The 15,603-nt window shown below is 66.3% G+C and carries 12 protein-coding genes and 1 pseudogene; 12 read left to right on the forward strand and 1 reads right to left on the reverse strand.

Annotated elements, in window-relative coordinates:
- Window positions 1-30: 30 nt before the first annotated feature.
- The 7 genes from AC07FY_RS29765 to AC07FY_RS29795 are packed head-to-tail and all read left to right on the forward strand — an operon-like array spanning window position 31 to window position 8,204.
- Window positions 31-1,854, forward strand: a complete 1,824-nt coding sequence (locus tag AC07FY_RS29765) for a phosphoenolpyruvate hydrolase family protein (RefSeq protein ID WP_479012443.1) — start codon at window positions 31-33, stop codon at window positions 1,852-1,854.
- On the forward strand, window positions 1,847-2,101 hold the full coding sequence (locus tag AC07FY_RS29770; RefSeq protein ID WP_479012445.1) for a phosphopantetheine-binding protein: 255 nt from the start codon (window positions 1,847-1,849) through the stop codon (window positions 2,099-2,101). Before AC07FY_RS29765 ends, AC07FY_RS29770 begins: the two co-directional genes overlap by 8 nt.
- Entirely contained in the window at window positions 2,098-3,432 is a 1,335-nt protein-coding gene (locus AC07FY_RS29775) for an AMP-binding protein (protein ID WP_479012447.1), read from the forward strand. Before AC07FY_RS29770 ends, AC07FY_RS29775 begins: the two co-directional genes overlap by 4 nt.
- On the forward strand, window positions 3,425-4,486 hold the full coding sequence (locus AC07FY_RS29780; RefSeq protein ID WP_479012450.1) for a MupA/Atu3671 family FMN-dependent luciferase-like monooxygenase: 1,062 nt from the start codon (window positions 3,425-3,427) through the stop codon (window positions 4,484-4,486). The genes AC07FY_RS29775 and AC07FY_RS29780 overlap by 8 nt, the downstream gene beginning before the upstream one ends.
- Window positions 4,483-5,436 (forward strand): aspartyl/asparaginyl beta-hydroxylase domain-containing protein, encoded by a 954-nt coding sequence (locus AC07FY_RS29785; RefSeq protein ID WP_479012453.1) that lies wholly within the window; start codon window positions 4,483-4,485, stop codon window positions 5,434-5,436. The genes AC07FY_RS29780 and AC07FY_RS29785 overlap by 4 nt, the downstream gene beginning before the upstream one ends.
- Window positions 5,437-5,439: 3 nt before the next feature.
- A complete protein-coding gene (locus AC07FY_RS29790; RefSeq protein ID WP_479012455.1) occupies window positions 5,440-6,867 on the forward strand; it encodes a TldD/PmbA family protein in 1,428 nt (475 codons plus the stop codon).
- Window positions 6,864-8,204, forward strand: coding sequence for a TldD/PmbA family protein (locus AC07FY_RS29795; protein WP_479012457.1), 1,341 nt, complete (start codon window positions 6,864-6,866; stop codon window positions 8,202-8,204). The genes AC07FY_RS29790 and AC07FY_RS29795 overlap by 4 nt, the downstream gene beginning before the upstream one ends.
- On the opposite strand, the gene AC07FY_RS29800 is transcribed toward AC07FY_RS29795, so the two are convergent.
- Window positions 8,185-8,952: a class I SAM-dependent methyltransferase gene (locus tag AC07FY_RS29800; RefSeq protein ID WP_479012460.1), complete on the reverse strand. Its 768-nt coding sequence runs from the start codon at window positions 8,950-8,952 to the stop codon at window positions 8,185-8,187. The genes AC07FY_RS29795 and AC07FY_RS29800 overlap by 20 nt on opposite strands.
- Before the next feature lie 51 nt (window positions 8,953-9,003).
- Between AC07FY_RS29800 and AC07FY_RS29805 the strand changes: the two genes are divergently transcribed.
- The 5 genes and pseudogenes from AC07FY_RS29805 to AC07FY_RS29825 all read left to right on the forward strand — a co-directional run bounded on the left by AC07FY_RS29805 (window position 9,004) and on the right by AC07FY_RS29825 (window position 15,527).
- A complete protein-coding gene (locus tag AC07FY_RS29805; RefSeq protein ID WP_479012463.1) occupies window positions 9,004-10,131 on the forward strand; it encodes a MalY/PatB family protein in 1,128 nt (375 codons plus the stop codon).
- The gene (locus tag AC07FY_RS29810; protein WP_479012465.1) at window positions 10,124-11,233 is read left to right on the forward strand and encodes a hypothetical protein; all 1,110 of its coding nucleotides are present in this window, start codon (window positions 10,124-10,126) and stop codon (window positions 11,231-11,233) included. The genes AC07FY_RS29805 and AC07FY_RS29810 overlap by 8 nt, the downstream gene beginning before the upstream one ends.
- Window positions 11,230-12,507: a KamA family radical SAM protein gene (locus AC07FY_RS29815; protein WP_479012468.1), complete on the forward strand. Its 1,278-nt coding sequence runs from the start codon at window positions 11,230-11,232 to the stop codon at window positions 12,505-12,507. The genes AC07FY_RS29810 and AC07FY_RS29815 overlap by 4 nt, the downstream gene beginning before the upstream one ends.
- Before the next feature lie 493 nt (window positions 12,508-13,000).
- Window positions 13,001-13,669, forward strand: coding sequence for a hypothetical protein (locus AC07FY_RS29820; protein WP_479012471.1), 669 nt, complete (start codon window positions 13,001-13,003; stop codon window positions 13,667-13,669).
- Between the two features lie 946 nt (window positions 13,670-14,615).
- A pseudogene (locus tag AC07FY_RS29825) lies at window positions 14,616-15,527 on the forward strand (IS5 family transposase).
- Window positions 15,528-15,603 lie beyond the last annotated feature (76 nt).

The following is a 15,603-nucleotide window of genomic DNA, read 5'->3' on the forward strand; positions in this document are numbered from 1 at the left end:
GAGCAGTTGACATACAGGGAGCAAGTACAGGTGGTTCCAGCACAGGGCAAGAAGGTCGCCGCGTACCTTCGCGAGAAGGCACGGCGAGGTGAGCGGATTCTCGGTGCCGCAGTCGGCTCGGGTCTCTCGGCCAAACTGATAGCGCGATCGGGCGCCGACTTTGTCACGGTCTACAACAATCGGGTGCAGCAGATGCAGGGCCATCCTGCGATCAGCGGTCTGCTCCCTCTTACGAACTCCAACAAGGTCGCCTTGGACGCCACCGCAGGCATCCGCGCCGTCACCGGTGACGTGCCCGTACTGGTCGGCGTGTGCGCGTGGGATCCCGGGATCGCGCACGACGACCTGCTCGACCGCGTCGTTGCACAACGCGCTGACGGTGTGCAGAACTACCCGACGGCGGGGTTCTACGATGGCGTGTTCCGCGAGCAGATGGAGCTCGCTGGGCTCGGGTTCGCCCGCGAGGTCGAACTGATGGCGGCGGCCGCCGAGCGTGGACTCATGACCGTCGCCATGGTGTTCACTCCTGATGAGGCCGATGCGATGGCGGCGGTTGGAGTCGACATCGTTGTATGCGCGACCCCGGCTACCGAGACCGTTTCCGAGGCCGTTCCACTCGTCGCGGAGATGGCCGGCGCAGCGTTGGCCCGCAACTCCGATTCGGTCGTACTGTGCCACGGTGGTGCTGTGGCCGAACCGGCAGACGTCGCGGAGCTGCTCGCCGAGGTCCCCGTGGTGCACGGCTTCTTCGGTGCACGGACGATAGAGGCGTTGCCGATTGAGCGCGCGCTCACCTCGCGGACCGAAGAGTTCCTCACGCATCTGCGCCCCCAGCCGAACTCCGCTGAGTCCACTGTGCCGATGCCGGTTGACGCGGAGGGCCCGCGGCCGCTGGTTGTACTGCTCGGCGGTCCGCTGTACGACGAGCGTGCCGAGGCGGAGTTGACTGAGTTCGCGGAGGTCGTTCTTGCTCCTGGTGGCCCGCTGCCTGCAAAATTGGGACATGCCGAAGCGATCGTCGCGCGGTATCCGACGGAGGTCGGCGCGGAGGTGCTCGACTCTGCGCCCAAGGCGCGGGCCGTGCTGTCGTCCGGACGCGGCCTCGACCGCATTGATGTCGCCGAGGCGACCCGCCGCGGCATAGCGGTCGCTAACAACCCCGGGCTCGGCGGCGTCGCGGTCGCCGAGCACACAATCGGTGTAATGGTCGCACTGACCAGGCAGTTTCACCGCGACGAGCCACTGGCGCATCAATGGCCCGACCGGGCAACGGCACAGCGGGTCGAGCTGAAGGGTCGCACGCTGGGCGTGGTCGGTTTCGGTCACATCGGCAAGCATGTGACTTCCAGGGCCCTCGCGTTCGGCATGCAGGTGCACGCCTACGACCCGTACGTGTCCGAGGCGACGATGAACGCAGCCGGCGCGACGCGGGCATCCACCTTGGGCGAACTGCTAGCGGTGGCCGGAGTCGTCACCGTGCACGTGGAAGCCAACGAGGAAACACGCGGTATGTTCGGCGCCACCGAGCTCGCCGCTATGCGTCGCGGCAGCTTTCTCATCAATACCTCTCGCGGCACAGTCGTCGACCTGGTGGCGCTGGCGAACTCCCTGCACGACGGTCACCTGGCCGGGGCTTCGGTCGACGTTTACCCGGAAGAGCCTCCGGCGCCGGACCACCCGTTGTTGAGCGCGCCCAATGTCGTGCTCACCCCGCACGTCGCGGGCATGACAGTGGAGACCCGTGCGGCGCTTGCGGCCAGCACAGTGGGCCAGGTGCGTGACATCCTCGCCGGGAGGCGGCTGGCGAGTCAGGTCAACGATGTGTGCTCGGGTGGAGGCAACCGCCGTGGCTGATCCCGCTGCGAATGACCTCAACGAGCTGGCCCACAGGGTCGCGGCCATCTGGGCGGACACGCTTGGCATCGAGTCCGCGGGCGTGGACCAGGACTTCTTTGCGGACCTGGGGGGGCACTCGCTGGCCGCCGCAGTTGTCACGACGCGCTGCGCCGACTTGTTGCGCGTGCCGCTGCACGTCGATGACTTGTATGTGACTCCCACTGCCCGCGAGTACGTCCGCCGTGTGACGGGTGTGCCGAAATGAAACTCGAACCCTCGGACCGCGTCGCATTAGAGACCGCAACCGGGTCCGTGACGTACCGGGAGTTGCTTGACCGCGCAGGCGCCATCGCCGACGTGCTGCGGCCGTATGCTCGCAGACCTGTAGCGATAGTGATGTCGCACGGACCGGACTCCGTCGTCGCGATGCTCGGTGCTTGGATGGCTGACGCCGTTCCGATGCCGCTGGATCCGGCACGCGCCCCGCACGTCATCGAGCAGCTTGGCGTGAACGCCGTCCTGTCCGATGACTCCCACATCCTGCAGACGCCAAAGGGACCGCCGTTGCAGGCCGACATCGGCTACGCCCTCGCGACCTCGGGCACCACCGGCGCGCCTAAGATCGTTCTCGGTCGGCGCAGCAGTTTGCGGGAGTACCTGCAGTGGCAGGTCGACGAGTTTCAGATGAGCCCAGATGACCGGGTTGCCCACCTCGCAAGGTTGGACTTCGACTTCGCGTTCAAGGAGGTCTGGGCAACGCTGCTAGCTGGGGGGCGCGTGTGCTTCCCACCTACGCTCGGCGACGCCCGTGCTGTCGACACGTGGATCCGCGAAGCCGGCGTCACGTTCCTGTGCCTGCTGCCCTCCCGGTTCTTGGACCTAGTGCAGCTGCACGAACGGATGCCGGCCACCTACCCCGCACTACGCCACCTGCTGCTGTCCGGCGAAGCGCTGCCTACCGAGTACGTCCGGCGGTGGCAACGTCTGCACGCGACACCATTGACACACCTCTACGGCCCAACCGAGTCCACCGTTGTCAAACTGCGGTACCGGATTCCGGCCGGATACAACGGTTCTTCGGCGACTGTTCCACTTGGAACGCCGATCCCCGGCACGGAGGCCGACCTATTGCCCCTCGACGGGCAGCCTCACGGGACCGGTCTACTGCGCCTCACCGGCAACCACCTCGCTGCCGGATACCACGACGCGGACTTTCCGCGGCGTTCTGACGGGCGCCCGTCGTTCGTCACGAGCGATGTCGTGAAGCTGCGAGACGGCTTGTACGAATTCATAGGCCGGGCGGACCGGGCTGTGAAGCGGCGCGGCGTCTTGGTGCCGCTGGCTGAGATCGAGGCCGCAGCGCTGGGCGCAGGCGTCGACCGCGCCGCAGCCTTTGTCCGCCAAGGACCAGCAGGCCTACAGGTCGTGCTCGCCGTGGTGGGGGACGTCCCGGATCTGCGCGCACTACTGCTCAGGCAGCTTGGGCGGTCGATGATGCCGGACGCAGTACACGTAGTGAATGAGATTCCCCGCACGGCGCGCGGCAAGACCGACCACGCAGCGCTGCTCAAGACGATAGGAGTTGACCATGGCTGACCTCGATTTCAGCCTACTGTTCTTCGGCAGCCATTCCGACGACGACAGCACAGACCGCTACGAGATGCTGCGAGTCGCTAGCACGTTTGCCGACCAGAACGGGTTCTGCGCTGTGTGGACCCCCGAACGGCACTTTCACCAGTTTGGCGGCCTCTTCCCGAACCCAGCCATCGTCGGTGCGGCACTCTCTGGGTGGACCTCTCGAGTCACAATCCGCGCCGGCAGCGTCGTCGCGCCGCTGCACGACCCAATCCGGCTGGCCGAGGACTGGGCGGTCGTAGACAACCTGTCCGGCGGCCGTGTCGAGGTGTCCTTTGGGTCTGGATGGCACGCGGACGACTTCGTGCTCGCCCCGGGAGCCTACGCAGACCGCCGACAGCGAACATTGGAACACCTGAAGGACGTTCGTCGTCTGTGGGAGGGTGGAGCCGCACGCAGGAACAACGGAGCCGGTGTTGAGACCGAGGTACGGGTGTTCCCACAGCCCGTGCAACCCCAGCTACCGGTGTGGCTGACATCCTCAGGCCCGGGCGAGTCAACAGCGCGCGCGGCCGGTGAGTCTGGCGCGAATCTGCTGACGCACCTTCTGCACCAGGATATCGGCGGGGTCCACAAAAAGGTCGAGACTTACCGCGCAGCACGCGCCGCCGCAGGGCACGACCGCGGTCGCGTCGCTGTCATGCTGCACACCTACATAGGAGACGACGCCGTTGCCGAGGTGTCTGTTCCCTTGCGGCGGTATCTACGGGCGTCAGCGGACCTCGATGTTGGCGCCGCGGTGGCGGGTGGCCAGCTCGGCGGCGGGCTCGAGATGAAGTGGGACCCGCAGGCCGAGCGCCGGCTCAACGAAGTCGTGGACGTCGCGTTTCGCAAACTTGTCGGCGGCACCGCGCTAATCGGGCCGTGGGAGGACTGCCTGCCGCTACTGACCGAACTCGCGGATGCGGGCGTTGACGAGGTGGCATGTCTGGTGGACTTCGGCCTGCCCACCGACCGAGTGCTGGCCGGGCTGCAGCGGCTGGCATATTCCGCGGTGCGTGAGGGAGCGCGATGACTTCCGATCTTCAGGTCCAGTCCACTGCCGCGCTGCGGCTGGACTTCACCGCCGACGCTGAGGCCCTGCGAGCCGACCTGGCCGCACTGAACCAGACGAGCTGGGACCATCAGCGACCGTACGCCGCTGGCGTGGTCGGCATGCCGATCTCACCCAGCTGGATGTGCGTGCCCCTGCACAGCCCAGGCGGCTCTATGGACCGTACCGATCCGGGTGGCGCGTCCGTGGAGCCCTTCGGGTTCACCGAGATCCTCGACCGACTTCCCGCGTTCCGTGCGGTGCTCGGCGAACTCGGCTGCGAGTTCCGCGCAGTACGGCTTATGGCGCTCAACGCGCACTCGGCGCTGGACGAGCACGTGGACCAGTTCACCGGCTTTGGGTACGGCCAGGTACGGCTACACATCCCGATCGTCACGAACGAGGGTTCGTTACTGCACATAGGCGGACGTGACCACCACTGGACGCCGGGCCACCTGTGGTACGCCAACTTCACACTGCCCCACTCGGTGCGCAATGACGGCGACCAACGGCGCGTGCACCTCGTCATGGACTGCCTCGTCAACGGCCAGCTGCTGCGCCGGTTTCCCCCCGCGTTCCAGGACACATGGGCGGCGCAGCGGATCATCCTGAACCGGCCTCGCAAGCCTGTGACGCCGTTCGGCCCACCGATCGCCTTCGAGCTTCCAGCGGCGCTGGCCACGAACCTCCTCGCGGACATCGACGGCGCTAGCGGCACGGTGCGGTGCCGCGTCGCCGACGAAGGCGGCCATCCAGTGCTGCGCACCGACGCAGGAGCGGCGTGCCGTCTCGTGCCGGTCGGTGATGGCGAGTACCGCTTCGAGGGCTGGACCGAGGAACGCATACTCCGGTTCGGCGCGAGCGATCACGTCGTTCTGCACGACCGTCGCGAATGGACGAACACGTCCATTCGCTGCCAGATTGTGAGCTGATGCATGGAAGAGTTGATTGCCGCAGCGCTCGCCGCAGCTCGCCGGATGGGATGCTCATTTGCTGACGCTCGTGCTGGTGAGGACAACCACGAGCTGATCGACGTACGTAACGAGCGAATAGTGCGGGTCGACCGGTCGCACGACCGTGGAGTGGGTGTCCGCGTCCTCGTCGACGGGCACTGGGGCTTCGCCTCGACGACTGGCACGAACATGGCCGAAACAGTCGCGCTTGCCGTGGACATCGCCCGCGCCGGCGTCGGCAAGCCAAGCAATTTGGTGGCTAGGGAACCCATCGTCGGCACGTTCGTCACTCCGCATTTGACCGACGCCCTGGATGTGCCGATCGCAGACCGTGCCGCGCACATGCTGGAAGCCACAACTGCGGCTCTTGGGATTCCCGGTGTCCAGCACGTGGACGGGACCACAGACGCATGGCGGTCGACCACCGTCTACGGATGCACCGAGGGCTCGCTGATACACCAGACGATCCTGAACGTCGGCGCAGGCATCTCGGTACTTGCCGCAGACGGCGGCGTCGTCCAGCGGCGGTCCTACCCGTGCTCATTCCGCGGGCTCGTGCGCTCGGGTGGCTGGGAGGAGGTCATTGCCATGGACTTGACAGGCAACGCCCCGCAGGCCGCCGCTGAGGCGGTCGCGTTGCTGACCGCGCCGGTACTGCCGTTCGTCGAAGACTCTCATGTGCTATTGGAGTCGTCACAGCTCGCCATGCAGGTACACGAGTCAATGGGGCACCCACTGGAGCTCGACCGAATTCTCGGTACCGAACTGGCGTACGCAGGCGGCTCATTCGTCCGACCGGTCGACCGGAACACCCTGCGGTACGGATCACCACTAGTGTCGGTTGTCGCAGACACGACCGCGCCCGGAGGGGCAGGAACCTACGGCTTCGACGCGGAGGGCACTCCGGCGTCCACCGTGCAGCTCGTGACCGGGGGGGTTCTGACAGGCTTCCTTACTGACCGACAGTCAGCAGCCACGCTGAAGGAACGGTCAGCCGGCACCGCTCGCGCGGACTCCTGGGGATCACTACCGCTAGTCCGGATGACCAACGTGTCGCTCCAGCCCGGCCAGAACACGATCGGGCTCGACGACCTCGTCGCCGATACCAAGCGCGGATTCCTGCTAGGCACCAACCGGTCCTGGTCCATCGACGACCGTCGGACCAACTTCCAGTTCGGCTGCGAAGTAGCTTACGAGGTTCACAACGGACGATTGGGCAGGCTTTACCGCAACGCCGCGTACGGCGGGCGGACGCTGCCGTTCTGGCAGTCATGCGACGGCATTGGGGGTGCCGACTCGTGGCGGATGTGGAGCGTCCCCATCTGCGGCAAGGGCCAGCCTGGCCAGACCGTCCGAGTCGGCAACGGCGCACCACCCGCGCGCTTCCGTGCCACGGTGGGCAACCGATGAGCCGGCTCGGCGCGGATCGGATCTTCGCGGCCGCCGAGGAAGTGCTGTCACTGGCGGACCATGTCGAGGTGTCGGTGTCAAACGCGGCGTCCGGACACACCCGGTTCGGTGAGGACGGCGTCTACCAGCACGGGATCCGACACCGTCTGGAGGTCCGCATACGCGCGGTATTCGATGCTGGGAACGCAGGTGTGCGAGTGGCCACAGCGTCCACGTCGGACCTCTCGGCTGTCTCCGAGGCGGCCAGACGCGCCGTTACGTTGGCGCGCTCGGTAGAGCCGTCCAAGGGCTTCGGTGGCCTACCCTCCGGCGCTCTGTCCTATACGAACACCTGCGTCGACGATGCGGCAACGGCCAATTGCACACCAACCGAACGCACCGAGGTGGTGCGGACGGTCGCCGACCTGGTGAGCGTCCGCGCACACGGCCTGGTCGAAACCTCGGACCGCGAACAGTGCGTGGTGAACAACCTCGGCGTGCGCGCCTACTACACGGGGACCAGGGCATACCTCAGCGTGCTCGCCATCGGCGACGAGTCGTCCGGGTACGTCGAGGACGCGGCCCCCGCACTGACCGGCCTGGACGTGAGAGCGCTAAGCGAGCGTGCCGACCGCAAGGTGCGGCTCGGCGGAAACCCGCGGGAGGTGCCAGCGGGCACCTACCCGGTCGTCCTGGAGCCAGGAGCGACCGGGGTGCTGGCCCACCGTCTCGCCGCGTTGGCGTTCGCCGGATCGGCCGTCACCGACCGCAGCTCCGCGCTGTGCGACCGCTTTGGCACATCGGTCTGCTCACCCCTCGTCACGATCACGGACGACCCGTGCTCGCCTCACCTTGCCGGCGCTCCGTTTGACGCGGAGGGCACACCGACCCGGCGGCTGCCGCTGATCGACCGCGGCATTGCAGTAGCTGCGACTTACGATCGGGCTACGGCCCGCGCTGCAGGTGTGCAGCCAACAGGACACGCCGCGCCGCCGCAGAACCCGTTCGCTGGCAGCCCATTGCACGTTGTCGTCGAACCGGGCGACGCGAGCATGGATGAGCTCGTCGGCGGTCTGGAACGCGGCATCTACGTCACCCGGTTCCACTACACGAACGTCGTCGACCCCACCCGGTCGACCGTGACCGGCACGACTCGTGATGGCACATTCCTGGTCGAGGACGGCCGAATCGTGGGCGGCGTACGCGATCTGCGGTTCACTGACTCCATTCTGGACGCCCTAGGCAGGGTCCAGGCCGTCGGCAGAGAGCGCGCAGTGACTGCAGAACGCCACTACGGCGACGCCTACACGCCCGCGCTCCGGTTGTCCGGACTTACCTTCACTGCTCAGGCGGGGTGACTGCTGTGTGGACCGTGGACGCACCTAGCAGGAAAACGTCAGGACGCCGGAGGACCCCGTCCGGGTGCTCCGGAGCCAATAGCACGTCCAACTGGGCGCAATCGTCGGGGGTTATGCGGTCGGCATGCATGTGCCGGAGCCTGCGCAGGCTGTCGTGCACGTGTCGACGGTGCTCCTCGCCGAGCGGAGCAGGGTGGTCGAACAAGAAGCTCTTGCTGCGCACGTCCGTGCGGCCGGCGGCGCGGAGCAGCGTGGGCCAGTCGTTCTTCCGGCCGAGTGTCTCTTCGGTGATCGCGTCGAGGCGCCCTTGCAGTCCGGGACGACCGTGGCCGGTATCGGCGGGTAGAAAGCGGTCAGGCAACCCACTCTCCGCGATCGCCAGCAGCCCACCGGTCCGGCGCAGGAACGCGGCCGAGTCGTGCAGGTGGTGTAGGACGGCTCCAGCCCATACCAGGTCGGCGTCCGGAAGCGGATCGGTGTCGAGGTTCGCGAGGAGTGTGCCGACCCCATACTTGGCGGCCCGCTTCAGCAACGCGGGCTCGCAGTCGACCGCAACGACCTCGGCGTCCGGGAATGTCTCCGCAAGCACGGCCGCCATCACTCCCGGCCCGGAGCCCACGTCCAGGACGCGCCGCGGCGTTGGGGCCAGATCCGCGAGCCAGCGGGCTGCCGCACGTTGCCACTGCAGGCGCGCCTTGCCGAGCTTCTCCAGCTCCTCACCTAGCTCGCTCCAGTCGACCTGGCGCACCCGCCCTCCTCGCATGTGGTTCTTGACCAACCGTACTGTCATAAGGAACAAATGATCAACGATTTCGCAACGGCCGCTGATGCGATCGATGCCGAAGAATTGGGCAGCAAGCGCGGCGACAAGTGGCAGTTGCCGCCGGGTGTGCTCGCGGGTTGGGTGGCCGACCAGGATCTGCCGCTCGCCGAACCGATTGCGGAGGCACTCGTCGCAGCGATCAGCCGAGGTGATCTCGGCTACCTACACGAGGACACCGCTGTCCCGCGCGCGTGGGCCGAGTGGTCCCAGCGCCGCTACGGCTGGCGGCCCGACGTTTCGTACGCGGGAGCGCACGGCGGCGTGGTGGCCGCGATGTCGGCTGCGGTGGAGCTGCTGACCGATCCAGGTGACCCAGTGGTGGTGCCAATCCCGACGTATCCAACGTTCACGTTCGTCGTCGAGGATCTTGGCAGGCACGCGCTGCGGGTGCCGGTACTCGACGTCTCTCGGATCGACGCTGCGATGGCTGACGGCGCACGGGTACTGCTGCTGTGCTCGCCGCACAACCCGACCGGCCGGTCGTGGTCCGCCGAGGAGCTCCGCGAGGTCGCGGACGTCGTGCTACGCCACGACGGCTGGATCATCAGCGACGAAGTCTTCGCCGACCTCACCTTGCCCGGCTGCCGGCACGTCCCGACGGCCTCCCTGGGTGACGACGTTGCGGCGCGCACCATCACGTTGGTCTCGGCGAGCAAGACATTCGGCGTCAACGGGCTCAAGTACGCGCTGGCGGTCGGTCCCGACGAGAAACTGCATCGGTCGATGCTGTCCCGTCGTCTCGCGCGTGGTGCCACCCCGGGCATCCTCGGCGCCATCGCTAACGAAACCGCATGGTGCCACGGCGACGCGTGGGCCGATGCCGCAGTGTCCTACTTGGCTGGACATCGTGAGCGGGTGGACGCTCAGATCCGGGAGATGCCCAATGTGCGCTGGGTTCCACACGAGGCGACTTACCTGGCATGGCTGGACATGCGGGACACTCGGATCGCTGCGGACCCTGCTGGTGCGCTACTGGCAAATGGAGTACGGGTATCGGACGGAGGACCGTTCGGGGCCCCGGGATTCGTACGGGTGAACACTGCGCTGCCCGGTCCGCTCCTGGAGCAGATGCTGCTGCGGATGGTGGAGGTGACCCGTGGCTGACCGGATGCGTCAGGCTTTGCGACAGTTCGGCGTCCCCTTCGCTGACCACGTCGCGCTCGATTCGCTGCCGACGCTAGACCGGCTGACGTTCCAGCACTGCGCGGACGCCGCCCTGGGCGTGCGCGAGCTGGTGCTGACGTACATCCAAGAAGAGTGGGGCGGCGACCATGAGGCGCTCGCCCTGTCGGTCGGCGCCAACCACGAGCAGGTGCGCTACTTCCGCCCGCACCCCACCGGCAACTCGCTATGGGTGTGGCGTCCTGACGTCGTTCTGACGCCGGATGGGCCGCAAGTGCTGGAACTCAATATCGGCAGCACTGCGACGTTCTTCCCCATGCACGACCTCATTTGCCGCGAAACCGGTTCCCGTAACGGATCAGCCGTGGCAGTGATGGCGCAGCGCCTCGCCGAAATCGGCGTGACGGAAGTCAGACTGACCAAGTGGGCGAGGGAGCTGGCGAACGACACCAAGAGCTTTCACGATGTGGTTTTCATATCCGAGCTGGCACGGCATGGCGTGCTGTGCTCGCTGAACGCGGTCGAGGATACGACCGGCGTGCCAGCGGGGTGCGCCGTGTGGCGCATGTTTGGCAGGCCGCAGAATGCAATAGAGGCCGAGGTGCTCGACCGGGTGCTCGCCGAGCTCGCCGACCGTGGCATCCAGTTCATTGGTGACTTCAGCGGTGACCTGGTCAGTAACAAGGTTGTTCTCGCCCGCGCACTGGCGTGGGCCGACGGGGCCGTCGAGGTAAAGACGCCGTGGTCGCGGGAGCTGACTGCGGACCAGCTCAACCACGTCGAGGACGAGCAGGAGAACCTCGTCCTGAAGGGCGGCTTCGGTTACGGCGGCAACGACGTGCACTTCGGACGCGAGTACTCCGCAAGTGAATGGCGCGCACTGGTCCGCACGACCGCCTATGCCCGACCCGCCGCCGTGGTGCAGCAGGTCGTTGAGCCAGCATCCGGGCGCAGACAGGTATTCGGCGCGCTGTGCCTCGGCGACACGCTCGTGGGGCTGATGGAGCGATCCCTGTTCGACAGCACGACGATGAACGTGAACGGCTCGGCCGGCGCCGTGCCGCGGCCGGTGGTGATGTCATGAGCACTCGATTCGAAGCGATCGGACCGGCCAAGCTCAACGAGCTTGTTCGGCGGTACCCGCTGCCGGACGGCCTTGCTGAGACAATCCGACTGTTCTCGTTGGTACTCCCCTTCCGCGTCAACCAGTACGTCCTAGAAGAGCTGATCGACTGGGATGCCGTGCCGAACGACCCCATCTTCCAGCTTGTATTCCCGCAGCCCGGAATGCTCTCCTCGGGCGCCGAGGCCGCGTTGGCCGCTGCGTCCGGAGTTCGACTCAAGCAGGAAGTCCGGCGCATCAGGACCGATCTCAACCCGCACCCAGACGGGCAGCGCGAGCTGAACGTGCACGCACTGGACGGGCTGGCGGTCGAAGGTATGCAGCACAAGTACGAGCGCACGGTGCTCTACTTCCCCCGGCAGGGCCAAACCTGTCACAGCTACTGCACGTACTGCTTCCGCTGGGCCCAGTTCGTCGGCGACGCCGATCTGCGCTTCGCCGCAAGTGAGGCCGATCGGCTGGTCAAGTACCTCCAAGCGCACCCCAACGTCACCGACGTACTAATCACCGGCGGGGACCCCATGGTCATGTCGGTCGACCGGCTGCGCAGGCACATCGAGCCACTGCTGGCCGTCGACACCGTGCGCACCATCCGAATCGGTACGAAGGCCGTCGCATACTGGCCCGCGCGGTTCGTGACCGACGACGACGCCGACGACATACTGCGGTTGTTCAAGGACATCATCGCAACTGGCCGCACGCTCGCCGTGATGGCGCACTACAGCCACGCCCGCGAGCTGAGCACGCCGGTGGCGCGGAAAGCGGTGGACCGCATCCTCTCCACTGATGCGCGGATCTATTGCCAGTCGCCACTCATCGCGCATGTGAACGATGACGCCGCCGCGCTCGCCGATCTGTGGACCAACGAGTTCGACCTCGGCGCAGTCCCGTACTACATGTTTATCGCCCGCGACACTGGCCCGAGGGACTACTTCAAGGTACCGCTCGTGCGAGCCCACGAGCTGTTCAACGCCGCGTACCGCGCGCTACCCGGCCTCGCTCGAACTGTCCGTGGCCCGGTGATGTCTGCAGCGCCGGGCAAGCTTGTGGTCGACGGGGTTCTCTCTGGACTGCTACAGCTGCGGTTTCTACAGGCTCGCGACCAGTCGCTAACCGGCAGGCCGTTTCTAGCTCGGTACCGCGATGACGCGGCGTGGATCGACGAGCTCGAACCGCTGCCAGACACCCCGGCCGATATCCGAGAGGCCTTCGCACCCAGCTCAGATGCGTTCTAGCAACCGGTAGTGCCAAAACTTCGACCCACTCGCCACTATTGCTCAGGCCGTCCCGCGCGGGATGGCCTGAGCGCCAAGGGTCATACAGCTGAAGGAGGCGAGAGAGCATGCCGGGCAGGATGCGGCCGCCTCGCGAGAGGGTGCAACGGCCGACCGCTAGGCCAGGCACGCCCCGTTCGCGTGTGGGCAGAGCGGCCAGGCCGTCGGTGCCTGAGAGTCGAACAGGTAGACCATGACGACTTGAGGAGCAGCCGCGTGAGTGTGGGCGACAACGGCGTCGACGATCCTGCAGAGGGCGCGCGGCTGCGGGCTGTTCTAGGGCGAACGCCATCGACCATGGGACGTCGGCCTCCGCAATCGCTGGTTCATCCGCGGCGTCGTACGGCTGTGGCATCTCGTCGACTACAGCCAAGGGTGTGCCCGCTACTACAACAAGTGGCACAGGCTCGAAGTCCCGTGGACCCTACACCCGGCACTGAAGAGGAGAATCACGATGGTTTACCGCAGTTGGAAGAAGCTTCTACCGTCGCGACGGAGATTCAGCGCGCAGAGTGGATACCGCTGGGACGATCCGATGCAAGCCTACAGCGGCGTCGTCTATGCCCCCGAGATCTCTTATCATCCGGGCCTCTACGGTCCCGACTGGGCCTTCAGTGATTACGCACGCCCTAGATTCCTCCGCGGCAACCAGGACCAGGTAATCTTTCGCGCGAATGCCGCATATTGCCGTGCCGACCCGGACGGCGAAAATGCAGTAGACGAGCTCAAACGGATATTCGACACATGCGCTCAAGTCTGGCTGTCCGCCAAACCTGTAGCCGGAGCGGTCAATCTCGCCGACATCGATATGCTGCTGAGCCGTGAACTGTGGACGTGCGCCCAACTATGCTGCGACCTCTCGCGGGTTAGTGCTGTCAATCCTGCCACACCTGCTGAACTGGCCCTTCTGGAACAACTAGACCAGCGACATGCCCAACTGCAGGCACTAGAGCGCGAATTTCAGCAGCTTCACCAAGAGAGCGTCACAGTCGGAGAGCAGACGGACAGGGAGCGCCAAAGGTTGACGGACGCGACCCCCGCCGCAGAGGAGCAGCTGGTCCGTGACGTCCGGACACACATAGCAGAACTACGCACGACCTTCCGTGAGCAGAGCAGCCCCTGAAAAGCACATTAAGCTGCCGATCCGGGCAGCGGGTGAACGCGTTCTGGGTGGGATCCGCTGCGGGTTCAGGGCTCCAGACTTAGCGTATGGCGCGGCGACTGGCCAGGACGAGTAGTCGTGGAAAGGGAGCTCAAGCGCTTCGTCCGGCACCCTGCCGCAGTGGAATAGCGATCCCACGAGTCATCAGGCCCATGCTCATCTCCACAGGGCACGAGGCAAGGTTGCGCACCTGACCGGTCAGACGTGCCGGCGCCCTGTGCACTTTCAGCTGGAAGGAGCACAGGGCAGCCCAATTTTCGGTTAGTGAGTTTCCAAGTCTTTTTGCCAGAATGGGAGTAATTTGCAGGCATGGCCGGGCTTTCGGTTTGACAGCCGGTGTTTCCCGGTAGAACCACGATCAGGGAAGACCACGCGGGCACGCCGCGGCCTCGGACCGCCAGTGGCACAACGAAAATCTGCTCTTGCAGGCCCTGCTGTGCACAGACCCCGTGCGGGGAAACGAGCAACCGCGCACCCCCTCTGACCTGCTGCTTTAACTTTGGCCAGGTGCTGGATCGGAGTGCTGGCCTAGGTCCTGTCTGACAAATGATCACCGAGCGGGAAGTGAGCGCTCGGGCCAATTGCCTTGCCGTCCTGACGCCAGCCAGCAATTCTGGGCAGGTGCCAGGACAGGGGAAAAGAAGGCGGCGGGAAAAGGACGCACGGCAGCGGGTTGCTGCTCGCACCGCGCCGGACGCGGGACAGTGGGAAGTCGTCGTTGAGGCTCGGGACCAGGCGGAGATGCGTAGGCGGTTGCGCCGTCTTCGGGAGGAAGGAGTTGACGGATCGATGATCCGGATCGACACGCTGTGTGGGCGCCTGGGGCTGCCGACCACCTACCGGCTGAGCCGTTTCATGACGGACCCCGCGCGAGAGCCCGAGCACGAGCACTCTGATCATTGATCTTGTGGCAGGTCGAGGCGAGTTGACGGAAGCGGCATGGGAGCGAATAGAGCCCCTGTTGCCGCGGGTGGATGGGCGTGGTCGTCCGTGGCGTGATCACCGGCAGGTGGTCAACGGGGTGCTGTGGCGGCTGCGGACCGGGGCTCCGTGGCGCGATCTGCCCGAGCGGTACGGACCCTGGCAGACCGTCTACGAGCGGTTCGCCCGCTGGGAAGCGGACGGGACCTGGGCGAAGCTGCTGGAACACGTCCAGGTCCGCGACGACGCGGTGGGCCGGGTGGAGTGGACCGTCGCCGTCGACTCCACGGTCAACCGTGCTCACCAGCACGCCGCCGGCGCCCGCAAAAGGGGGCCGCAGACGGGGACGAACTGGAAGATCCGGGCCGCTCGCAGACGCGCCAGGCCCTCGGCCGGTCCCGAGGCGGGCTGACCACCAAGGTCCACCTCGCCGTCGACGGCCGGGGCCTGCCCCTGTCCATCGTGCTCACGCCCGACAACGTCAACGACGCCACCGCCTTCGGCCAGGTCCTCGACGGGATCCGCGTTCCGAGAGTCGGCACCGGCCGCCCGCGCAGGACACCGACCCGAGTCCTGGGCGACAAAGCGTACTCCAGCCGGGCGATCCGGCACCTGTTGCGGCGCCGCGGCATCGCCGTCACGATCCCCGAGCGCCGCGACCAAGCGGCCAACCGCCGGCGCCGAGGGCGCCTCGGTGGCCGGCCGCCCGCCTTCGACGAAGAGCTCTACCGCGAGCGCAACGTGGTCGAACGATGCTTCGCACGCCTCAAGCAGTTCCGCGCGATCGCGACCAGATTCGACAAGCTCGCCGACCGCTACCGTGCCGGAATCGTTCTGGCCTCGCTGATCCTCTGGCTCCGCGAAACCAGCTCGTGATCATTTGTCAGACACGCCCTAGTCCGCACCCGCCGTCCATCCGAACTGGCACCCGCACCCGAGACAAGAGCCGGGACAGCCCTCAACCCACAGGTGCG

This window comes from Streptomyces sp. NPDC045967 (assembly GCF_056430495.1).